The 21,047-nt window shown below is 70.9% G+C and carries 22 protein-coding genes and 1 pseudogene; 9 read left to right on the plus strand and 14 right to left on the minus strand.

Going from position 1 to position 21,047, the window contains the following annotated elements; translation table 11 throughout:
• Positions 1-115: 115 nt before the first annotated feature.
• Complete coding sequence (locus tag ACZ67T_RS08270; protein WP_469982444.1) at positions 116-1,573, plus strand: aldehyde dehydrogenase family protein; 1,458 nt, start codon at positions 116-118, stop codon at positions 1,571-1,573.
• A gap of 13 nt (positions 1,574-1,586) precedes the next feature.
• Here ACZ67T_RS08270 and rpsR read toward each other — a convergent pair whose 3' ends face one another.
• The 4 genes and pseudogenes from rpsR to rpmG form a co-directional block, all read right to left on the minus strand.
• On the minus strand, positions 1,587-1,877 hold the full coding sequence (rpsR, locus tag ACZ67T_RS08275) for a 30S ribosomal protein S18 (protein WP_469982445.1): 291 nt from the start codon (positions 1,875-1,877) through the stop codon (positions 1,587-1,589).
• A 31-nt stretch (positions 1,878-1,908) separates the two neighbouring features.
• Positions 1,909-2,031: pseudogene (locus ACZ67T_RS08280) on the minus strand (cobalamin biosynthesis protein CobW); the annotation flags it as partial.
• Positions 2,028-2,282: a type B 50S ribosomal protein L31 gene (locus tag ACZ67T_RS08285; protein WP_469982446.1), complete on the minus strand. Its 255-nt coding sequence runs from the start codon at positions 2,280-2,282 to the stop codon at positions 2,028-2,030. The pseudogene ACZ67T_RS08280 and the gene ACZ67T_RS08285, both read right to left, overlap by 4 nt.
• Positions 2,283-2,287: 5 nt before the next feature.
• Complete coding sequence (gene rpmG, locus ACZ67T_RS08290; RefSeq protein WP_469982448.1) at positions 2,288-2,452, minus strand: 50S ribosomal protein L33; 165 nt, start codon at positions 2,450-2,452, stop codon at positions 2,288-2,290.
• Between the two features lie 174 nt (positions 2,453-2,626).
• Here rpmG and rpmB point away from each other — a divergent pair, with 174 nt between their 5' ends.
• The 3 genes from rpmB (at position 2,627) to ACZ67T_RS08305 (ending at position 3,735) form a co-directional block, all read left to right on the plus strand.
• Positions 2,627-2,863 carry a 50S ribosomal protein L28 gene (gene rpmB, locus ACZ67T_RS08295; protein ID WP_469982449.1) on the plus strand — a complete coding sequence of 79 codons (237 nt, stop codon included), beginning with the start codon at positions 2,627-2,629 and terminating at the stop codon, positions 2,861-2,863.
• A complete protein-coding gene (rpsN, locus tag ACZ67T_RS08300; RefSeq protein ID WP_469982451.1) occupies positions 2,863-3,168 on the plus strand; it encodes a 30S ribosomal protein S14 in 306 nt (101 codons plus the stop codon). The genes rpmB and rpsN overlap by 1 nt, the downstream gene beginning before the upstream one ends.
• A 75-nt stretch (positions 3,169-3,243) precedes the next feature.
• Positions 3,244-3,735, plus strand: coding sequence for a hypothetical protein (locus ACZ67T_RS08305; RefSeq protein WP_469982453.1), 492 nt, complete (start codon positions 3,244-3,246; stop codon positions 3,733-3,735).
• A gap of 50 nt (positions 3,736-3,785) precedes the next feature.
• Here the strand turns inward: ACZ67T_RS08305 and ACZ67T_RS08310 are convergent, their stop codons facing one another.
• Together ACZ67T_RS08310 and ACZ67T_RS08315 are read right to left on the minus strand one after the other, a co-directional pair.
• Positions 3,786-5,981 carry an FUSC family protein gene (locus ACZ67T_RS08310; RefSeq protein WP_469982455.1) on the minus strand — a complete coding sequence of 732 codons (2,196 nt, stop codon included), beginning with the start codon at positions 5,979-5,981 and terminating at the stop codon, positions 3,786-3,788.
• An 84-nt stretch (positions 5,982-6,065) separates the two neighbouring features.
• Entirely contained in the window at positions 6,066-7,253 is a 1,188-nt protein-coding gene (locus ACZ67T_RS08315) for a DUF2786 domain-containing protein (protein WP_469982456.1), read from the minus strand.
• 165 nt (positions 7,254-7,418) lie between these two features.
• Here ACZ67T_RS08315 and ACZ67T_RS08320 point away from each other — a divergent pair, with 165 nt between their 5' ends.
• The 5 genes from ACZ67T_RS08320 to ACZ67T_RS08340 all read left to right on the plus strand — a co-directional run bounded on the left by ACZ67T_RS08320 (position 7,419) and on the right by ACZ67T_RS08340 (position 14,571).
• Entirely contained in the window at positions 7,419-8,339 is a 921-nt protein-coding gene (locus tag ACZ67T_RS08320; RefSeq protein WP_469982458.1) for an ABC transporter ATP-binding protein, read from the plus strand.
• Entirely contained in the window at positions 8,333-10,645 is a 2,313-nt protein-coding gene (locus tag ACZ67T_RS08325; protein ID WP_469982460.1) for an ABC transporter permease, read from the plus strand. Before ACZ67T_RS08320 ends, ACZ67T_RS08325 begins: the two co-directional genes overlap by 7 nt.
• A 182-nt stretch (positions 10,646-10,827) precedes the next feature.
• Positions 10,828-11,754, plus strand: coding sequence for an NADP-dependent oxidoreductase (locus tag ACZ67T_RS08330; RefSeq protein ID WP_469982462.1), 927 nt, complete (start codon positions 10,828-10,830; stop codon positions 11,752-11,754).
• Positions 11,755-11,916: 162 nt separating this feature from the next.
• Entirely contained in the window at positions 11,917-12,756 is an 840-nt protein-coding gene (locus tag ACZ67T_RS08335) for a nitrilase-related carbon-nitrogen hydrolase (RefSeq protein ID WP_469982463.1), read from the plus strand.
• A gap of 123 nt (positions 12,757-12,879) precedes the next feature.
• Positions 12,880-14,571, plus strand: coding sequence for a bifunctional 3'-5' exonuclease/DNA polymerase (locus tag ACZ67T_RS08340; protein ID WP_469982465.1), 1,692 nt, complete (start codon positions 12,880-12,882; stop codon positions 14,569-14,571).
• Between the two features lie 213 nt (positions 14,572-14,784).
• On the opposite strand, the gene ACZ67T_RS08345 is transcribed toward ACZ67T_RS08340, so the two are convergent.
• The 8 genes from ACZ67T_RS08345 to ACZ67T_RS08380 all read right to left on the minus strand — a co-directional run bounded on the left by ACZ67T_RS08345 (position 14,785) and on the right by ACZ67T_RS08380 (position 20,863).
• The gene (locus ACZ67T_RS08345; RefSeq protein WP_469982466.1) at positions 14,785-16,020 is read right to left on the minus strand and encodes a hypothetical protein; all 1,236 of its coding nucleotides are present in this window, start codon (positions 16,018-16,020) and stop codon (positions 14,785-14,787) included.
• 79 nt (positions 16,021-16,099) lie between these two features.
• A complete protein-coding gene (locus ACZ67T_RS08350) occupies positions 16,100-16,606 on the minus strand; it encodes a SigE family RNA polymerase sigma factor (RefSeq protein ID WP_469982467.1) in 507 nt (168 codons plus the stop codon).
• A gap of 314 nt (positions 16,607-16,920) precedes the next feature.
• Complete coding sequence (locus ACZ67T_RS08355) at positions 16,921-17,088, minus strand: hypothetical protein (protein WP_469982468.1); 168 nt, start codon at positions 17,086-17,088, stop codon at positions 16,921-16,923.
• 97 nt (positions 17,089-17,185) lie between these two features.
• Complete coding sequence (locus ACZ67T_RS08360; protein ID WP_469982470.1) at positions 17,186-17,506, minus strand: GYD domain-containing protein; 321 nt, start codon at positions 17,504-17,506, stop codon at positions 17,186-17,188.
• A 111-nt stretch (positions 17,507-17,617) separates the two neighbouring features.
• Positions 17,618-17,788, minus strand: a complete 171-nt coding sequence (locus ACZ67T_RS08365; RefSeq protein WP_469982471.1) for a hypothetical protein — start codon at positions 17,786-17,788, stop codon at positions 17,618-17,620.
• A 616-nt stretch (positions 17,789-18,404) separates the two neighbouring features.
• A complete protein-coding gene (locus ACZ67T_RS08370; RefSeq protein WP_469982472.1) occupies positions 18,405-19,124 on the minus strand; it encodes a hypothetical protein in 720 nt (239 codons plus the stop codon).
• Between the two features lie 18 nt (positions 19,125-19,142).
• The gene (locus tag ACZ67T_RS08375; RefSeq protein ID WP_469982474.1) at positions 19,143-20,498 is read right to left on the minus strand and encodes a WXG100-like domain-containing protein; all 1,356 of its coding nucleotides are present in this window, start codon (positions 20,496-20,498) and stop codon (positions 19,143-19,145) included.
• Positions 20,495-20,863 carry a hypothetical protein gene (locus ACZ67T_RS08380; protein ID WP_469982476.1) on the minus strand — a complete coding sequence of 123 codons (369 nt, stop codon included), beginning with the start codon at positions 20,861-20,863 and terminating at the stop codon, positions 20,495-20,497. Before ACZ67T_RS08380 ends, ACZ67T_RS08375 begins: the two co-directional genes overlap by 4 nt.
• Positions 20,864-21,047 lie beyond the last annotated feature (184 nt).

Genomic DNA, 21,047 nt, shown 5'->3' on the forward strand with positions numbered 1-21,047 from the left:
CCGCGTCTTACGATCGATGACGATCGGGCGGGCACCCCAACCCGGCCACAACTCGACTGGTACAGACGTAAGATGACGAGCCATTAGGTGTCTGCCGGCAGCAGCAAGGGATCTCATGTCCTACTTCACCGAACTGGCCCAGCAATACATAGACGGTTCATGGCGTCCCGGCCGCGGGGCGTGGGACATCATCGACTTCAACCCGTACAACGGTGACAAGCTGGCCTCCATCACCGTGGCGTCGGCCGACGAGGTCGACGAGGCGTACCGCGCGGCCGAGCGGGCGCAGAAGAGCTGGGCCGACACCAACGCGTACACGCGCCGCCTCGTCTTCGAGCGGGCGCTGCGCCTGGTCGAGGAGCGCGAGAACGAGATATCCGACGCGATCGTCGACGAGCTCGGCGGTACGCGGCTCAAGGCCGGGTTCGAGCTGCATCTCGCCAAGGAGTTCCTGCGCGAGTCGATCCAGTTGGCGCTGCGCCCCCAGGGGCGGGTCATCCCGTCGCCCGTCGACGGCAAGGAGAACCGGCTCTACCGCGTTCCCGTCGGGGTCGTGGGCATCATCAGCCCCTTCAACTTCCCGTTCCTGCTGTCGCTGAAGTCGGTGGCACCCGCGCTGGCCCTCGGCAACGGCGTGGTGCTCAAGCCGCACCAGAACACCCCGATCTGCGGTGGCTCCCTGGTCGCGAAGATCTTCGAGGACGCGGGCCTGCCGGCCGGTCTGCTCAACGTCGTCATCACCGATATCGCCGAGATAGGCGACGCGCTCCTCACCCACCCCGTGCCGAAGGTCATCTCCTTCACCGGCTCCGACGCGGTGGGCCAGCACGTCGCGACGGTGTGCGCCTCCCAGTTCAAGCACGCCGTCCTGGAGCTGGGCGGCAACAGCGCGCTGACCGTGCTCGACGACGCGGACATCGACTACGCGGTCGACGCTGCGGTCTTCAGCCGGTACGTGCACCAGGGCCAGGTCTGCATGGCCGCCAACCGGATCCTGGTCGACCGCAAGGTGGAGAAGGAGTTCACCGAGAAGTTCGTCGCCAAGGTCAGGTCCCTCAAGGTGGGCGACCCGCGCGACCCGTCGACCGTCATCGGTCCGGTCATCAACTCCACACAGGCGGAGGCCGTTTCGGGCGTCGTCGACCAGGCGCTCGCGGAGGGCGCGACCGCACTGCTGCACGGCAAGACCGTCGGCAACCTGGTCGAGCCGAGCGTCCTGACGGGCCTGCCGGCCGACTCCCCGGTGCTGCGGCAGGAGATCTTCGGGCCGGTCGCACTCCTCATCCCGTTCGACGGGGACGAGGAGGCGGTGGCGGTCGCGAACGACACCCCGTACGGGCTGAGCGGGGCCGTCCACACGCGGGACGTGGAGCGGGGCGTCGCGTTCGCGCGGCGTATCGACACCGGGATGATCCACGTCAACGACGGGACGGTGCACGACGAGCCGCTCGTCGCGTTCGGCGGCGAGAAGCGGTCCGGGCTCGGCCGGCTGAACGGCGAGGCGACGGTCGAGGCGTTCACCACCCAGAAGTGGATCTCCGTGCAGCACGGCCGCAGCCAGTTCCCCTTCTGAGGCTCCGCCGGGGTCAGCGTGTTCCGTAAGGCAGCAGCGCCATCTCGCGCGCGTTCTTGATCGCCGCGGTGAGCCGGCGCTGCTGCTGCGCCGAGACGCGGGTGACGCGACGACTGCGGATCCTGCCGCGGTCGGAGATGAACTTCCGCAGCAGATCCGTGTCCTTGTAGTCGACGTACGTGATCTCGGCCTGGCCGTCGGGGTCTCCGCCGGCCGAGCGAAGCCGAGCCCTTGGGGAAGGGCGGCCGGCGCGGGGCTCGGCCGGCTTGCGGTCAGGCCTGCGGTCGGGGCTGCGCGGGGGCATTCAGACCTCGAGGAGAGTGTCGAAGGCGCGGGGCAGACCCTAAGTCGTGGTGGAGTGCGACGCTGCCCGGGACCGTGGCGAGCAGTTCCTCGACGGCGGCCCGGCGCGCTTCCGCGTGCAGGCCGCCGACGATCACTACGGGCAGCCGGGTCACCGGCCGCCCCGCTTCCCGAAGCGCCGCTCGAAGCGCTCCACACGGCCGGCGGTGTCGAGGACGCGCGCGTTGCCCGTGTAGAAGGGGTGGCTCACGTTCGAGATCTCGACGTCGATGACGGGGTAGGTCCGGCCGTCCTCCCACTCGACGGTCTTGTCGCTGGTGGCGGTGGACCGGGTGAGGAAGGCGTGGTTCGCGGCGCGGTCACGGAAGACGACCGGGCCGTAGTCGGGGTGGGTGTCCTTGCGCACGGGGCTCAGCGCTCCTCTCGGAAGTCGACGTGACGGCCTGCGGCCGGGTCGTACTTGCGCAGGGTCACGCGGTCGGGGTCGTTACGGCGGTTCTTGCGGGTCACGTAGGTGTAGCCCGTACCCGCGGTGGACCTGAGCTTGATCACTGGGCGGAGTTCGTTGCGTGCCATGGGGCTAGTATATGAAAATGAATCCCGTTTCCAAAATGATCCGGGTCACAGGGTCAGGGGGCCGCGCGACCTTCGGGTCACGGCGGCTCCGGACTGCGGGGCCACAGTTCCGGGCCACCGGGCCACCGGGCCACCGGGCCACCGGGCCACCGCCAACGAGAGAGGCACGTCGTTTTGTCCGCGCACTGCATGCTGACCGAGGCCGCCCCCGGCTTCGGCAACCGCATCTCCCACTCCCACCGGCGCACGTCACGCCGCTTCGACCCGAACGCCCAGCGCAAGCGCTACTGGCTGCCGAGCGAGGGCAGGCACGTACAGCTGCGGCTGAGCGCCAGGGCGATCAAGACCGTCGACGCGATCGGCGTCGAAGCCGCCGTCGCCAGGATTCGTGCCCGTGGAGTGAGGATCTGATGGCCAAGAAGAGCAAGATCGCGAAGAACGAGAAGCGCCGGAGGGTCGTCGCCCGTTGCGCCGCGCGCCGCGCCGAGCTCAACGAGATCGTGCGCCGACTGTCGTCCACCGGCACGGAACGGGCATCCGCACAAAGGCAGTTGGCACGTCAGCCGCGGGACGCGAGCGCCACGCGCGTACGCAACCGCGACAGCGTCGACGGCCGGCCGCGCGGATATCTTCGCGCCTTCGGCCTCTCCCGGGTGAACCTGCGCGAGCAGGCGCATGCGGGCTTCTTGCCCGGGGTGCGGAAGTCTTCCTGGTGACGTGCGGGGCGGCTGGTAGCTTGCTGCGGGCCGGGCCACGTACCGGCAGTCACATCCGCAACGTAGGGGGATCTTGTGCTGAAGCGCGTACGGATCGGTGCCGCCGCGGCGGGAGTCGCCGCGGCGCTCGTGATCACCGGATGCAGCAGCGACAGCGGCGACGGGGGCGACGGAGGCAAGTCCAAGGAGACGCCGCAGGCCTCGGCCACGGCGTCCACGGGCGGCGACACGGGCGGTTCCGGTTCCGGCGGGAAGTCCGGGAGTCTTCAGGGCAGTTGGGTCACCACGTCCCAGGGCAAGAGCGTCGCCCTGCTCATCAGCGGCAAGAAGGTGGCCCTGGTCGGCGAGCACGTGTGCAGCGGGACCGCCGGGGACGAGATGGGCATGCAGATGCTCACCCTGAAGTGCGCCGACGGGAACACCGACCGGAACATGGGGCAGGTCAAGTCCGTCGACGCCACGACCCTGAAGGTGTCGTGGGAAGGCTTCGGGGACGACACGTTCCGCAAGACGGACCACGGGAAGCTGCCGTCGGGGTTCCCGACGATGGGGCTGCCGACGTCCTGACGCGGGCGGGTTCCCTCTCCCTCGCGGCTGCCGCGTGAGCCGCTCTCCCGTTATCGGGCCGCTCGGTCCTCCGGACCGGGCGGCCCTTCGGGTTTCTGAACCTCGGGTTTCCGGTTCGTGGGGTTCCGGTCCTCGGGTTTCCGGCCCTCGGGCGATGCGTCGGGTTTCAGGGTGATCGGGGGGACATCGGTGTCGAGTGCGTCGGAGAGTTCCTCCAGGGCCTCGAGGAGCAGGCCCGCACCCCTGCGTACGACCCTGTCCGGTACGTCCTCGCCGTCCCAGTCCGCGAGAGCGTCCCGTACCGCCTGCCACCGCGGCACCCGGCGCTCGCGCACCGCACGCGCGCCGTCCTCCGTGGCGGTGCTCAGCGCCTTCGCGAGGCGGGCGGCCGCCGGGACCGGGGTCGCGTCACGTTCGGGGAGGTGCGCCTCCATCAGCATCTCGACCCGGCCGATGTGCCGCAGGGCGTGTTCGGCGTCGTCGGCCGCCGCGCGGGAGAGGCCGCGGTGGCGCACCGGTTCGGTCCGCGCCCTGGACACGGCCTCCTGCCAGGCGAGTTCGGCCGTGCGGGCGGCGAGCAGGGCCTCGCGCACATCGGGCAGGTTCCCGCCGCCGGGCTCCGCGTAGCGGCCGATCACGGCGGCGCCGTACCGGCCGAGGGCGAGCAGCCAGTCCGCGAGGCGCGTGCGCAGGCGGGGCGTCTCCCAGGCCGGGTACACCGCGTACGCCAGCATCGCGAGGAGGCCGCCGACGAGTGTGAGGACGACCCGCTCGGGGACCGTCTGGTCCCACGCCTCGCCGCCCATGCCGAGCAGGAACACGACGTACGCGGCGATGCAGGCCTGCGCGGCGAGCTGGCCCGTGCGCATCACGAGGTACATCAGGCCCGCGCAGATGACGGCGAGCGTCGCGGAGAGGGCGGTGTCCGGGCGGGCGACCTGGACGAGCCCGGTGGCGAGGGCGACTCCGATGAGCGTGCCGCCGAAACGGGCCACCGCGCGCGAGTACGTCTGTGAGAAGTCGGGGCGCATGACCATGACGGCGGCCATCGGCGCCCAGTAACCGTGGCCGAAGGGGAGGGCGGTGCCGATGAGGTAGCCGACCGCGGCGACGGCCGCCACCCGGATGGCGTGCCGGAGAATCGGCGAACCGCGGTGCAGCTCCTTGCGCATCGCTCCGGCCGCGATGGGAAGCAGCCGGACGAGGGTGGGGCGGGTGAGCTGGGCGTTCTCGTTGCGGGGCTCGGGATGCTGGGTGTCCGTCCGGGCGCCGGCGGTCTCCAGTACGTCCCCGAGGAGCGAGCCGAGGCGCGCCGCCGCCCGCTTCGCCGGGCCGGAGAGGATCGCCCCCGTGTCGGGGGTCCTGAACGCGGCGACCGCCGCCGGGGGCACCGTGACCGGGGCCCCGTGGCGGATCGCCCGCGCCGCCGCGTCCAGCATCGAGCCCGCCGCGCCCAGGAGTTCCCGCACGCGCTCGCGCTCGGGCCCCTCGTCCGGGACGCCGACGGCCGGGTCCGCGAGGGAGGCGAGGACCGGGCGGATGCGTTCGGCGATGCCGCGGGCGCCCCGCAGCTGAGCCGGGCGGGTGCGGGCCTGGCGCGGGGTGAGCGCGGCGGCGCTGCGCGCCAGCATCAGCGGTTCCCCGTCGAACGGGGCGACCGGGTCGTGGCGCAGCCGGCGCGCGTAGTCGGCCTCCGCGGCGAGCGCGTCGGCCAGGGCGTCGCGGTGCGCGCCCCATCTTCGTACCGGGAAGAGGATCACGAGGGCGGCCTGGACGAGACCGCCGAAGACCATCATCGCGGCGTGCCCGACGGCGGCCGCGACCGAGGTCGGCAGGGTGATCGTGACCAGCATCATCGCGACGTTGGACGACGCGATGATGCCGATCGTCGGGCCCGCCGCCCAGGCGAGGCCCGCCAGGAACGTCCACAGGACGAGGAGCGCGAGGAAGAGGACGAGGTGGCCGCCGGTGAGGTAGCCGAGGAACGTCGAGACGCCGAGGCTCGCGCCTGAGGCGACGGCCAGCTCGGGGCGGGGGCGCCAGCTGCGCTGGAACGTGGCGATCGCCGCCTGGAACGCACCGAACGCGGAGCTCGCCGCGACCGCCGGGCCGAAGAACGTGAGGCTGATCGTGATCACGATGGCCAGACCGGCGGCGCCGCGCAGCGCGATCAGGGGTTCCAGGCGTTTCCGCTCGACACTCAGGCCCGAGCGGGTGGTGTCCTTCAGCGCCCGGAACCAGCTCACTCCGTCAGGATACGGGCGAGTCGGGCATATGGGTTGGGGTGGTTCGGTTGGGGGGTAGGTGAGGGGGTTGGCTCGGGGGTTGGTTCACCGGTGTGTGCCGCCGCCGCGCACCTCGGCGCGGTCCGAGACGCGGGCGCGGTCGGCGGCGGCCACTCCCTCCGCCCAGCCGGCGCCGTCGCTGACACCCCGGACCCGCGTCGTCACGGTCTGCGGGAACATGTCGTCGGTCCGGCCGGCCACCGCGACATCGCGCGCCGCCAGGACCGGCAGCAGCCCGCCCTCCTGGCTCTGCCCGGTCACCTCCTCCGCCACGGCCGCGAGCCGGTCGCCGATGCGGTGCGCGTACGCGGCGAGGAACGCCTGCCGGAACGTCTTGGTCCGCTTGCGTCCCCCGGCGCGCTGCTCGGCCTCGGCCCGCGTCATCGCCGCCGTGCCCTGCACCAGCAGCGACGTATGGAGCAGTTCCACCGCCTCCAGGTCGGACTCGAAGCCGACGACCGTGGAGAAGCCGAAGCCGCTGTTCCACACCGCACGGCAGCGGTTCGCCGACGCGACCGCGTCCAGGAGGGCCGCCTTCGCCGTCTCGTACGGGGCGTCCACGCCGATCCGGCACGCGACGGGCGTGTCCTTCGCGTGCGTACGGGCCGCGAGGAGCGCCGCGTCGACGCTGTGCCTGGTCATCAGTTCCTGCGCCTTCGCCGCCAGGGCCTCGGCCTCGGGCGGGTAGCCGGTCGCCTCCGCCTTGGCGAGCAGCGCGCGGATCCGGGCGAGCTCGCGCGGCTCCCCCGCGACGGGCCGCGCCACGGACTCGCCGGGCACGGGCCCCACGGCCTCTATCGGCGGGAGGCGCAGGAGGAGTCTGTACAGCTCCAGGACGGCGGTGGCGTACGAGAAGCGGTCGAGGCGGGGGCCCCGCGCGCCGGAGCCGGATGCCTGCCCCGGGTCCTGCGGGAGCTCGGCGAGCTGTGCGTCCCAGCGCGCGGGCAGGTACTCGTAACGTGCGGTCTCGGCGCGGATCAGGCGGGCCGCGATGTGTCCGTGCGGACTCTCTTCGAGGTCACGTACGACGATGCGCATGACGTCGGCGGGCTGCCAGCCGCGCTCCCAGGACCGGCGTACGAACTCCTGCCCGCGCAGGGCGAGCTGGGTGTCGGCGGACGGGTCGGCGGCGAGCAGGGACGCACCGGTGTCGAGCCCGGCCTCCGCGCCCTCCCCGTACAGGGCGGCCGCGAAGGCACGCTCGACCGTGGCCCGCGTCGTACGTTCCGTCATGCGGGGGCGCCGCCTCCTTGCCTGTCCGGTCCACTGGTCCGCCGTGCGGCCTGTCGTGTCTTCTCTTCCATGGTCTCAGGCGCATACGGGGGTAGGGCTGGCCATACCCCAGGAACGCCCCCCAGTGGTCGTGTCCGCGAGGCGCCGCGGCGGTTGGCTTGAGGCATGACCACACCTGCTGTGCGCCTCACCGCCGTACGCCGCGAGTACCGCGGCGTCACCGCCCTCGACGGGGTCGACCTCGACTTCCACTCCGGGACCTTCACCGCCGTGATGGGGCCCTCCGGGTCCGGGAAGTCGACGCTCCTCCAGTGCGCCGCGGGCCTGGACCGCCCGACGTCGGGCACCGTCACCGTCGCCGGAACCGACCTCACCGGACTCGGCGAACGGGCACTCACGCTCCTGCGCCGTGACCGGATCGGTTTCGTGTTCCAGTCCTTCAACCTGATGCCGGCGCTCACCGCCGCGCAGAACGTGGCGCTCCCCCTGCGGCTCGCCGGGCGGCGGCCCTCGCGCGCGGAGGTGCGCGAGGCGCTGGGCCGCGTGGGCCTCGCCGAGCGCGCGGGGCACCGCCCTTCACAGCTCTCCGGCGGCCAGCAGCAGCGGGTGGCGCTGGCCCGCGCCCTGATCACCCGGCCGGCCGTCCTCTTCGGCGACGAACCGACGGGCGCGCTCGACACGACAACCGGACGGCACGTCCTCACTCTGCTACGGGAGTTGGTCGACCGGGAGGGGCAGACGACGGTGATGGTGACCCACGACCCGGTGGCCGCTGCCCGCGCGGACCGGGTGGTGTTCCTGGTCGACGGGAGGGTCGTGGACGAGCTTCTGACCCCGGACGCGGAGACGGTCGCCGCACGGATGACAGGGCTGGAGCGGCTTGAGGGGCCGGAAGGGCTGGAAGGGCCAGGGGGGTCGGAAGGGCTGGAAGGGCCGGAAGGGCCGGAAGGGCCTGAGAGAGGCGCGGGCCTTGAACAGGGCGCGGGTCCTGAACAGGGCGCGGCGGGCACGTCCACCGGCATGCGTTTCGCCTCCGTCGGTAACACCGACGACGCGTCGCTCGGCAAGGAGGTAGACGCATGCTGACCACGCTCACCTCCACCTGGGCGAGTCTGCGGACGCGCCGGTATCTCTTCGCGGGGGCGTTCGTCGCCGTCGCGCTCGGGGTGGCCCTGGTCGCGAGCATGGGGCTGGGGCTCGCGGCGGCCGCCGACCCGCCCGCGGTCAAGCCGCAGCGGTTCGCCGCGCAGCCTGTCGTGGTCATGCCGCACGACACTCTGACCGTAGAGGTCGACCGGGGCCCGAACCGTGCCCGGGACTCGAAGAAGATTCCCTATCCACAGCCTGTGGACGAAGAATTGCTCAGCGAGCTCGCCGATCTGGGCACCGTTCACCGTGATCATCTCGCGCCGGACGCGGTCGGCGTAGACGCCTCGGCCGCCGCCGTACGCGAGGTGGTCGGCGACCGGGCGCAGGTCCTGACCGGCCCGGCAAGGCGCCTGGCGGACCCGGGCGCGGAGCGCGACGCGCAGGCGGTCGTGGCGGTGCGGGCGATGCTGGGCACGGCCGGCGGGGTCTCCGCGTTCGTCGCCGTCTTCGTCACGGCGTCGACGTTCGCATTCGTTGTCGCCCTGCGCAGGCGAGAGTTCGGGCTGCTGCGGCTTGCGGGCGCCACGCCGGGACGCGTACGGCGTCAGCTCGTCACCGAGGCCCTCGCGGTCGGGGTCGCGGCGAGCGCCACCGGCTGCGCCCTCGGTTCCTGGGGTGCCCCACTGCTCGCCCGGGCGCTGATCGACAACGGAATCGCTCCCACGTGGTTCACCGTGAGCGGCAGCGGCAGCGGCAGCGGCAGCGGCAGCGGCACGGCACTCTGGACTTCCTGGACCTCTTGGTCCTACTGGACCTGCTGGCCGTTCCAACTCGCCTTCTGGACCGGCCTGTTCGTGGCGATCGCGGGGGCATGGGCCGCGTCGCGGCGCGCCGGACGCATCGGCCCGGTGGAAGCGCTGCGGGACGCCGACATGGACACGGACGTCATGCCGTGGAGTCGCCGGATCGTCGGCGCCGCACTCCTGTCCCTGGGACTCGGCCTGACGGTCCACACCCTCTGGACCGACCCGTCGGCGCTCCTGAAGCGCAAGACGTACACCACCCAGCCGATGATCCTCATCACGGCCGCGGCCACGCTCGCCCCGCTCCTTGTGCGTCCGGTGCTGCGGCTGGTCCGGCTGCCCGGAGCGGTCGGGCTCCTCGTCCGCGAGAACGCCGCCGCCTCCGTCCGCCGCACCGCCGCGGTCGCCGCACCCGTCCTGATAACGGTGGCGCTCGCGGGCTCACTGATGGGCTCGGCGGAGTCGGTGAGCGCGGCGAAGGCACAGGAGGCGAGCGAACAGACATACGCCCACCTCATCGCTACAGGAGCTGACTTGAGCCTTGCACGTCGGCCGGTTCCGGGCGCGGCCGCCGTGTCCCCGTCGGCCTCCACCGCGGTCTTCGTACGGGAGGAGGGCACCACCCTCGCCCGCTCCGAGGCGCGAGCCGTGAGCGACCCCGCGGCCCTCGCCGCGACGAGCGGCCTCCCCGTCGTCGCCGGAGACATACGCCGCCTCGACGACCGCTCCATCGTCGTCAACGAGGAGTGGGAACACCACCGCGTCGGCGACCGCCTGACCGTCTGGCTCGGCGACGGCCGTCGCACCACGCTCCGCATCGCCGCCGTCCTGGCGCGCGGCACCGGCGACAACGGCGCATACGTCACCATGGCCAACGCGGGCGCCGCCCCGGTCGACCGGATCGACGTACGCCTGACGCCGGGCGCCTCACCCACCACCGCGGCGGGCGCGCTACGAGCTGCCACGTCCGGACACTCTGTGCGCGTACGCACCGCAGCCGCCTGGCTCGACGCCACCCACCCCCGGGTGAAACCCCAGACCCGGCAAGGAATGCTGCTCCTCCTGGGCATCGCCCTCACCTATACGGCGATCTCGCTGGCCGGAACGCAGTTGATGGCCGCGTCCGTGCGGGACGGGGAACTGCGGGCCCTGCGCCGGGCGGGGGCCACGCGAGCCCAGGTCAGGTGGATGCTCGCCGGCGAGGCACTGGTCGCGGTAGCGGCCGGCACGGCCCTCGGACTGGCCGTCACCGCGCTCAACCTGGGAGGACTCGCGGCTGCGCTCGACCTGCTCGCGCCCGGGTCCGGGTCCGGGGCGGGGGCGGGGGCGGGGGCGGAGCTCGGGAGTGGGACCTGGAGTGGGACAGGGAATGGGACTGGGCCTTGGGTCGTTTTTCCGTGGGGTGTCGTTGGTTCGGCTGTGGGCGTGTGTGCGGTGGTCGCTGTGGGGGCGGGGGTGCTGGGCGCGGGATGGGGGCGCCGGAACGGTGTGCGCGGGTGAGAGCGGTGAGAGCGCTCGGGGGGACGCCTCGGCGACGATCGACTCCGGAGAACGCAACTCTGCAGAACGCAAGAGAACGTACGAGATCACCAGGGAACACAACACGGCACCACAGGGCACCAGCAGGACCGGCCCCGCCGGTTCGACGAAACAGTGAAGTGAAGTGAGAGGCGGACACCGGAATGGAAGCCATCGTCTTCGAGGAGTTCGGCGGACCCGAGGTACTGCGTTTCAAGGGCGACATCGAGGAGCCGCACGCGGGTCCCGGCCAGGTCCGGGTGAAAGTCGCGGCCGTCGGGGTCAACCCCATCGAGTACAAGATCAGGAACGGCTGGATGGAGCAGGCCTTCCCGACCTCCCTGCCGGCCGTACCCGGCAACGAGTTCGCCGGAACCGTCGACGAGCTCGGCGAGGGCGTCACCGGCCTCGCGGTCGGCGACGAAGTCCTCGGCTGGACCGAGACCGGCGCGTACGCCACCTACGCCCTGGCGCAGGCCTCCGCCGTCACCCCGCGGCCCACCGGACTCGAACCCGCCGAGGCGGCCGCCCTCCCCATCGCCGGCGAAACGGCCCAGCGCGTACTCGACCTGCTCGGCGTACGCAGCGGCGAGACGCTGCTGATCCACGGAGCCGCGGGCGCGGTCGGCTCGATGGGCGTGCAGCTGGCCGTGGCCGTCGGCGCGACGGTGATCGGCACGGCCTCCCCCGCCAATCACGAGTATCTGCGCTCCATCGGCGCCATCCCCGTCGCATACGGGGACGGGCTTGTGGAGCGGGTGCGCGCGGTGGCCCCGCAGGGCGTGGACGCGGTGTTCGACGCGGCGGGCAAGGGCGCGCTGGCGGACTCGGTCGAACTCCGCGGAGGCACGCCGGACCGGGTCGTCACCATCGCCGACCCCGACGCCGCCAAGTACGACGTGACCTTCGCGTCCGGCGGCACCGACCGTGCCAAGGCCCGCGAGGGTCTCACCCACCAGGCCGTACTCGCCGCGGACGGCAAACTCCACATCTCGATCGCCGACACGTTCCCCCTCCGCGACGCGGCCAAGGCACAGGCCCTGAGCGAGACGGGCCACGTGCGGGGCAAGCTGGTGCTGCTCGTGGGCTGAGGCGACAGGTGGTCCTGGTGATCCTCGTGGGGTGAGCCGGCGCGGGCCCAGGACACGCAGGGCCGCCGGCACGCGCCACCCACGAGGACTCCGCGTCCGCCAACCACGACGCCACCGGCCCCTGCGGATGCCGACTCCGCCGGACACTGCGACGCTCGGAAGATGAGAGTGGCGCTTGCGCAGACCGACTGTGTGCTCGGCGACGTGGACGCGAATCTGACCGTCGCCAGGGAGCAGACCGAGCAGGCGGCGGCCCAGGGCGCCGACCTCGTGGTCTTCCCCGAGCTGAGCCTGCACGGCTATCACCTCGGCGCCCTGCGCCAGGACGTCTCCCTGCCGGTGACGGACCCGCGTCTGGCCGCCCTCTCGACGCTCGGCCCGGATGTCGTGATCGGGCTGCACGAACACACCAGCCTGCGCGCCTACAACACCTGCGTCTACTACGCAGGTGGCCAGCTCCTCCATTCTCACCGCAAGCTGTACCTGCCCAACTACCTGGCCTGGGAAGAACGCAAGCACGTCAGCCCCGGCCAGCATCTGCGCGCGTACGACCTGCCGCACGGCCACGGCCGCGCCGCGACCCTCATCTGCAACGACGCCTGGCAGCCGGTCCTGCCGTGGCTCGCCGTGCAGGACGGCGCCGAGGTCGTCATCGTCCCCGCGAACAGCGCGGCGACACTCGACCCGGAGGCCATGGACACGGGCCTGTACTGGGACACGCTCCTCGCCCACACCGCGAAGATGCTCCAGTGCTGGGTCGTCTTCGTGAACCGCGTCGGCAATGAACATGGCGCCTCCTTCTGGGGTGGTTCCCGCGTGGTCGACCCACGCGGGACGGTCGTGGCCCAGGCCCCCAAGTGGGAACCGAGCTTGGTGACCATCGACATCGACCTCCACGAGGCCCGCCGGCAACGCAGGGTCGTCCCTCTGGTCGCGGAGGCCCGCCTCGGCCTGATCGACCGCGAGGTCCGCCGCCTGATCGACGAGGGCGGCGACAGCTGAGGGGAATCCCGGCCCAGCCCCACGCCCGGGCGGGCGCTCGCCGTCACCTCTACGAGCACCACCACCGCCCCGCCCGTCCCGACAACCCCGGCGCTGTCAGTGCCGGGTGCAAGACTCACCGGCATGACCGAGAAGTGGGCCATCGCGGCCACCGAGGACGGCGGAGCCCAGCTCGCGCCGCTCGGTGCCGACGGCGCACCCGCCGCCCCGGTCCGCCAGGAGCCCAGCATCGTGGAAGCGGTCCGCTCCCGCCCCGACGTCACGCGCTGGATCTGGCGATCGACAGCGGCCGTCTACCCCCGTCTGCTCGCCGCGGGCGTCCGGGTGCCCCGCTGCTACGACATCGAGGACGCCGAGACTCTCCTCCTCGGCCACGCCGGCCGCTTCGGGGAACCCCGCTCCGCGGCCGCCGCCCTGGCCAGGATCCACGGCACGGCCGTCCCCCCGGACCCCCCTCAACGAGCCGCGACCCCCGGCTCCCAGTCCTCCCTCTTCGAACCACAACCCGTCCATGTCCCCCTCGAAGACCTCATAGAGGTGTACGCCGATCAGCAGCGCCGCCACGACGCCACCGCCCACCCGGGCCGGATGCGGCTGCTCACCGCCGCCGAATCCGCGGCCATGCTCGTGGCAGCCGAGATGAACGCGGCGGGCCTCCCCTGGAGCGCCGACGTGCACCGCTCCGTACTGCACGAGCTGCTCGGCGAGCGCTACGCGGGCGGCGGCGAACCGCGCCGCCTCGCCGAACTGGCCGACGAGGTGTCCGAGGCGTTCGGCCGTCGCGTGCGCCCCGATCTGCCCGCGGATGTGGTCAAGGCGTTCGCCCAGGCCGGCGTCAAGATCACATCCACGCGCCGGTGGGAGATCGAGTCGATCGATCATCCGGCCGTGCGGCCCTTGATCGAGTACAAGAAGCTGTACCGGATCTACACCGCGCACGGCTGGTCCTGGCTCCAGGACTGGGTCCGCGACGGCCGCTTCCGCCCCGAGTACCTGCCCGGCGGCACCGTCTCGGGACGCTGGGTCACCAATGGCGGTGGCGCACTCCAGATCCCCAAGGTCATCCGCCGTGCCGTCGTCGCCGACCCGGGCTGGCGCCTCGTCGTCGCCGACGCCGACCAGATGGAACCCCGCGTCCTCGCCGCCATCTCCCGCGACCCCGGCCTGATGGAGGTCGCCGGGCGAGAGACCGACCTCTATCAATCCGTCTCCGACCGGGCCTTCTCCGGCGACCGCGCCAAGGCGAAACTGGCGGTGCTCGGCGCGGTGTACGGCCAGACGTCCGGCGACGGCCTCAAGAACCTCGCCGCCCTCCGCCGCCGCTTCCCGCAAGCCGTCGCCTACGTCGACGACGCCGCCCGCGCGGGCGAGGAGGGCCGCCTCGTACGGACCTGGCTCGGCCGCACCTGCCCACCCGTCGCCGGCGCCGCTGATCAGGACGAGGCAGGCATCCCCCAGGACGGCCCGCCGCCCGAACAGGCATCGGGAGACACCGAGTTCACCCCCGGCTACGCCTCCTCGAACTCCCGCGCCCGCGGCCGCTTCGCCCGCAACTTCGTCGTCCAGGGCAGCGCCGCCGACTGGGCCGACCTGATGCTCGCCGCCCTGCGCCAGTCCTGCACCGGGATGGCGGCGGAACTGGTCTTCTTCCAGCACGACGAGGTGATCGTGCACTGTCCGGAAGAGGAAGCGGAAGCAGTGACCGCCGCGATCCGCGAGGCCGCAGAACTGGCCGGCCACCTCACATTCGGCGACACCCCGGTCCACTTCCCTTTCACCACCGCAGTGGTGAAGTGCTACGCCGACGCCAAGTAACGTCCTTCCACAAGGCAACTCACGACACCCCGGAGCTCACAGCCCGGCGGCCACCGATCGCCAATCACTGACCAGCCCATACTGCTCACCGGTCGGCGATCGGCGAGCACCAAGGGCCGAGGGCCAGGGCCGAGAGCCGAGGGCCAGGGCCGAGAGCCGAGGGCCAGGGCCGAGAGCCGAGGGCCAGGGCCGAGAGGGCCCCTCGTCACCGCCCTACCCCTGCCACTTCTCACTCGTGGCTATCGCCTTGAGCTGTGTCATGGTCAGCGCGGGCGTCGTCCTCGTGGCCGCGGTGTTCTGCGTGCCTGAGTTGAACGCCGATATCACCACGCGGAACCCGTCCTTGCGGATCGTGTCCACGGTCCACATCACCACGCCCCGGCCTCCCTTCTCGCCGGGCCCTTGACGCGTGACGACCTTCGTGCCGTCGGGCAGGGTCTGCGCCCCTGAGCCGAAGAGCTCGCCCTCCACGTCCGACATGTTGGGCTGCACATTGATCTGGACGAGGCTCGCCCCCTTACCGTCGTTCACCACCACGTACGCAAAGCCGTCGTCGCCGTGGCGGGTCGTCACCTTGGCGCTCTTCGGGAGCAGCGAGGTGAGGTCCTCGAGGATGGTGTCTCCGCTCACGGCCTGCGGGACCGGCTGCTGCACGGGCTCGTCCTGCGGCTTCGGCAGCGCCCGCAGTATCGGACGCCACTCCTTCGAGGTCACCAGAGCCTTCAACTGGGCGGTGCTGAGCGGTGGTTCGGCCCGGGAGACGGGCTCGCCCTTCTCCGCCGGCGCATTCCATTCACTCGCATCGACGGTGAAGCCCTCCGGCGTCACCACGTACGCATGCCACCACTTGGTGTCCGCGCGCTTGTCCGGGTACTCATAGCCCTGCAGGAGCAGCAGCCTGGAGCCATCGGTCAGCGTCTTGCTCGAGCAGGAGTCGTACGGCGTGTATACCTTCTCCGGGCAGGCGAGCTGTTCCGCGATCCTCGTGCTCTCAGGGTCGACCCGGCCCAGACTCAGCCCGATGGCCGCCTTGCCCTTGCCGTCGTCGAAGACGACCGAGGCGAGCGGCCCGAGCTCGTCCTCCGTACCGCGGCCCGACTCCCCGCTGAACTTGCCGTCGGGCAGCAGCCCTTCAAGGGTCTTGATCAGGTGACTGGCCGAGAACTGTGGCCCTTCACCCGGCGTGGTCGTCTTCCCCTTGGTCGTGCTGCCCGGCTTGGGCTGCGCGGCCACCGGGCTGCCGTGCCCGGCCTCGGCCCCGAAGGCCCCGGCAGCGTACGACGCACCGAATCCGACCGCGGCGAGCGCGGCGAAGCTCCCGGTGACGGTCGCGGCGCGCCTGCGCCGCAACCTGCGCCGGCCGCGTGCCACGCCACCGTCGACCAGCGGCCCACCCGCGGCGTTGAACGTCTCACCGGTTATCCGCAGGGCCTCCCCGAGGCCACCCACGAAAGCTTCCTGATCACGGTCTTCGCCTGTTCCTGACATGCCGAACCACCACTCCTCACACAAGATCGAGTCAAGCTCATTACGCGGCGAACTCAGCCACGCTGCCGCCCAGTTGCTCCCGCAGCCGCGCCAACGCCCGCGTGCTCCGCGTACGCACCGCCGCCGAGCTGACGTTCAGAATCTCCGCGGTCTCCATCACGGACCGGTCCTCCCAGTACCGCAGCACGATCACTGCCCGGTCCTTCGGCGGCAGCTGTCGCAGCGCGTCGAGAAGAGTGATCCGCAGCGAGGCGTCACCCGGCGTGCCGTCCGAAGTCTCCGGAAGCTCATCGCTGGGCCGCTCCTGCGCGGAGCGCCGCCGCTGGTGCGCGAGGAAGGCATGTATGAGGACGGTCTGGGCGTACGCCGCCGGATTCCCGACCCGTGACGACCGCCCCCACACCACGTACATCCGCCCCAGCGTCTCCTGCACCAGATCCTCGGCGAAGTGCGTATCGCCACTGGTCAACAGGCATGCCGAACGGAACAGATGCCTCGTCCGGGCCTCCGCGAACTCCCGGAACCCACTCTCCTTGGACCGCCTCATCAGGCGCCCTCCCCCTCATCGCCCACACCTTTTAGATGCGGTGAGGCGGACGGGATGTTTCAGCGACGCCGCGTTCCGGCCGAGATCTTGCCGCGCGCACTCTACGATCCGCCTCACGATACGACGCTGCCCGGTTCGGCGGGCCCACTTCAAGCCGAGGCGGGCCCGCCGGACCGGGCAGCGTAATCAACTCTGAACGCGCGCAACGAACCCTGAACTCGCGTAATGGAGCAGGGAATCGCCTATCACCTATGGACGAAGCGCACAGTGGTGCGGGCGAGGCCGGTCACACCAGGATGGCCAACCGGGGATGGTCATGGGTGGAGGTCTGTGTGGTCGGCCCACTCGATGGTTACGACGATGTTCTCGGCGGCGGGGGCTTCGGTGGCTTCGAGCCGTGCCCATTCACGGGCCGATTCGACCAGCTCCGGACAGGGCGCTGTCCAGTCGAGTTGCCAGTCCAGCTCGGGACGGGAGCTCAAGTAGGTCCTGTCACCGTCGACCTCCCAGAACCGACTGAGCCGGGCACCGCTGCACCGGGGCCAAGGGCCCCGGGCTCCGGGCTCCGGGCTCCGAGGCTCACTTGCCGGGGGAGCGGAAGGCGACTTGCCGACGGGCGGCCTCGTCGATCTCGTCGACGGTGAGGAGAGGGGTGGCCCGGGTGTGGAGGGCTCCGCTGGCCTTGACGGTGAGGCTGACGGCGGCCATGGAGACCGGGTCGGGAAAGTCGACGATAAGCACGATGTCGTCCTCCCCGAAGGCGAAGTACATGGCCTCGACCTGCCCACCGAGGCCGGTGACGACCTGGTCGACGGCGGCGCGGCGGCCACTCGCGCCTTCCTTGAGCAGACCCTTGGTGCCCTCGGGCGTGTAGGTGGCCTGGATGAGGAACTTCGGCATTGGGATGCTTCCTGCCCATCGTTTGTCGGGTGTGGAATGGCCTTCGAGTGCGGACAGGCTGATGCCTGGTCAACCGTTTCCGTCTCGTTCCGAGTGATCACCGAGCAGGGCTCACCCTGGCTGTGGACAGCGACATGTCCGCGGCGTGGAACCCGCCTGTTCCGCGCCGTCGAGCAGGGACAACAGGCCGTCGTCGCCGAGTACCTGAGCACAGCCGGCGGTGGCGCCGACCATGGCGGTGGCGGCGGTGCACAAGGTGAAGTTCTCCTGGGCGAGCGTCAACGGCGTTTCCCTTCGGTGGCCCGCTCATGCTCGATGGACATCCAACACCGGCGGCAACGTGATCCAGAGAGAGTCGCTACGCTCCACGGCCGCAATTCGCTCATTCAGCGGCGCCCGCCAGCTGATGGCTGCTCGCCGTCCCCTTCCGCCCATGGCACCGGTCGCGTTCTGCGGCTCGGCTGGGTCCAGAAGAGCCCACCACTGTCCCTGGCTCATGGTCACCGGCCCTGTCCAGGCGTGGGCGCGCGTCGGCGCAGCGTGCGCGGAGCGAGCCGAAGGCAGGAGCGCAGCGGGCGGGGGTCACGTTGTCATGGGGGTGCGCGAAGGAGGTTGCACGACTCGCCGTCGACGCGGCCCGCGACCGGGCCGCGGGGGAGGGCGACGGGACGGCTCGGCCGCTTTCGTTACCTACCTGGGAAGTGGGTCGGGGCGCCGATTCCACCACCGGTGGCGTGGGGTGTTGCTGTTCTCCTGGTGCGGCGGCTTGAGCTTCTTGCCCGCTCCTGTCCCTGGGACGTCGGCCGCCGCAGACCAGGGACCCGGTGGTGGAGGCGCACCGGTCTCGGTTGCTCGGAGATCCTCTTGAAGGGAACCAGAGACGCCATGGCCAAGGTTGCTACAACAGCCAGAGGGAGCTGCCGGTCGCGTCCGCCAGTTCGCGCAAGGCGCGTTCGCCCGGCCGTGCGGCGGCGAGCCGCAGCATCGCGTCGTTCGCTCGCCCTTCGTCGAACTTCTTCATCGCGACGGTGAGCAGGGCGAGTTGGAGGCCGAGGTCGAAGGGGATGTGTTCACCCGAGGCGAGGTGGGTGATGCCCCGGTCCACGACCGTGCGGATCTCGTCCTGGCACGCTTCGACAAGCTCGCGAGTCAGTAGCGAGGAGATGTGCCGGTCGAACTGGAACCGGTCCGCGAGGGAGATAAGGGCTCGGGCTGCTTCGATGCGCCGGTCTGCGGTGTCGCGCTCCTCGACCATGTCGCTGCTGGAGCCGACCGCGTCGGCGAGCAAGCCGAAGGTGTCGTCCTGGCTGAAGAAGCGGTCGGCGGACTGGCCGCGCCAGACCACGTCGTCGGGGTCGGCCGCGATGCGGATGACCGTGTCGTAGCCGAGCGGGTCGGCCCAGCTGGTCAGCGCGCAGCAGGCGAGAAGGCGACCGGCGGGGTCGGCGTCCTCGTCCTGGAGGATCTCGGTCAGGCCGGGTGTGCGTTCGAGGTAGCCGTTGTCGTCCAGGGCGTCGGCGATCACGTCGTCCGGGTCGGCGGGGTTGCCGTCGAAGTCGGTGAAGAGCAGGGCCCGCAGCCGAGGGCTCGGCTGCCAGCGGTCCGTGGTGTCGGCCATGGGGTGATCTGCTCTTTCCTACGATCCGGAGGTGGGGAACGGTCCGGTGACGTACTCCTTGGGAACGGTCCCGCTGATCAGCCACTCGCCATCGCGGCGCGTGTTGAGCAGGGCCATGACCCTGTCGACGACCTTACGGGACTTGCCCTTGCTCAGCCCGAGGCTGTCGACGAAGTCCTGCGCGGGGTCCTTCTCGCCGGCTTTGAGTGTGGTGGGCACCTCGACCTCACGTCCGGCGACCTTGTTGATCTCGTCGTTGATCGACTGCTGGATCTGGTCCGGGGGCAGGATCTCGACCCCCGGTACCTTGCCCGCGTCGATGTCCCTCTGGAGGCGCTGGTAGTCGACGCGGATCTCCTCGTTGCCGTAGACCTTCCCGGTGCCGTCCTGCGGGGCGAAAGAGGTGTACTGGCTGGACTCCTTGGCGGCTTTGTTCTTGCCGCCGAGGACGTGCTGGAGCGGGCTGATGTCGCCGTCGGGGTCTGCGGGGATGACGCCGATGTCCGGGTCGAAGCGGGACTTCTTCAGGCCAAACGGGTTGTGTGTGGCGCCGAAGTCGTCGTCCTGGCGGATGAGTCTCGGCGACTCGACGACAGAGTCGAGGTCGAGTTCGGCGGGCAGGGCGGCCCGTGGTCCCGGGAGTGTCAGGCCGTCGAAGAGGTTACTGAAACCTCCCGCCTCGGTCGCCGCCCTGACGGTTCCGGCGCCGGCGCCGAACATGCCGCCGAACAGCATTCCGTCCTTGGCCGCCTGGCTGGCCTCGTCGAGGCTGAGGCCCTTGCTCTCGCCGGTCGCGATCGCGATGGGCTGGGCGACGGCGAGGTCCACGGTGACGGATTCGATGCCGCCGAGTGCGGCAGTGGCCAGGGTGGTCCCGGCGATGGTGGCGATCTCGGTGGAGACGGTGACGCCGATGGTTCCGGCGAGTTCCACGATGCCGGCGGTGGCCGCTGCCGCGGCGGCTTCGGAGATGCCCGCGGTGAAGATGGCAAGTGCGGTGCCCGCGATGATCGTGGCGCCGACGATCTCCAGCTCGTGTTCGAGGTGCTTCACGGCCTTGTGGACGGCGTCGGCGTACTTGTCGAGGGCCTTGGCCATGTCGCGGGCGCCGTCGATCACGTCCTGGAGCCAGCCGTGTTTCTGGTAGTAGTAGCGGCGCCAGTACGGGTCGTCGAAGGCGGATATCGCCTCACCCCTGTTGTGTTCGATGATGCCGCGGGCGGACTTGTTCGCGGCGGCGGTGACGTCCTCGAGGTCGTCGGCGAAGTCCCGCCATGCTTTGGCGGCGTCGCGCAGGCCGTCCTCGTCGGCGTCCGGCCACCACATGCCGGTCATGTCCTGGACGATCTTCTTGGCCTTGTCGGCGACGCTCACTTGCCGTCGCCCTCGCCCTTGCCACCCTTGACGGCGATCCGGCTGAACATGGCGCGCACCAGGTCGTCGTTGTCGATGTGACCGTCCGCCATGTCCGTCATCGCGTCGTGGATGCTGGCCAGCCCATCGGCGAGGATCTGCGCGGACTGCTCCATCTGTTTGACGTGCGGACCGTATGCCTTGTGGAAGGCGGTGCCCTGATCGTCGTCACCCCAGGGGGACCCAGCCGCGGACAGTGCCGTCTTGAGCTTGGTCAGCGCCTTGGACAGGTCCGTGCTGTGGGTGTGGAAGTGCGGGGCCGTCGCCTTCAGGTCGGCGATCTTGATGTCGAGTATCTCGCCCTTGTCACCGGTACCGCTGCTCATGAACGCGCGCACTCCCCCGTGGTCGCCTCGTCAGCCGTACGACCCTAGCCAGGCCAAGTAATTAGCGACTGTGAGGGGAGCAAAGGCAGGGCAAAGATCGATTCAGGGAGTGGAAGATCGCTGCCTGATGTCACGAGTGCGCCCACGAGTAGGCTCCGCCGGTGACGACACTGAACCGGTTTCA

It is taken from the genome of Streptomyces sp. NPDC107517, assembly GCF_055582645.1.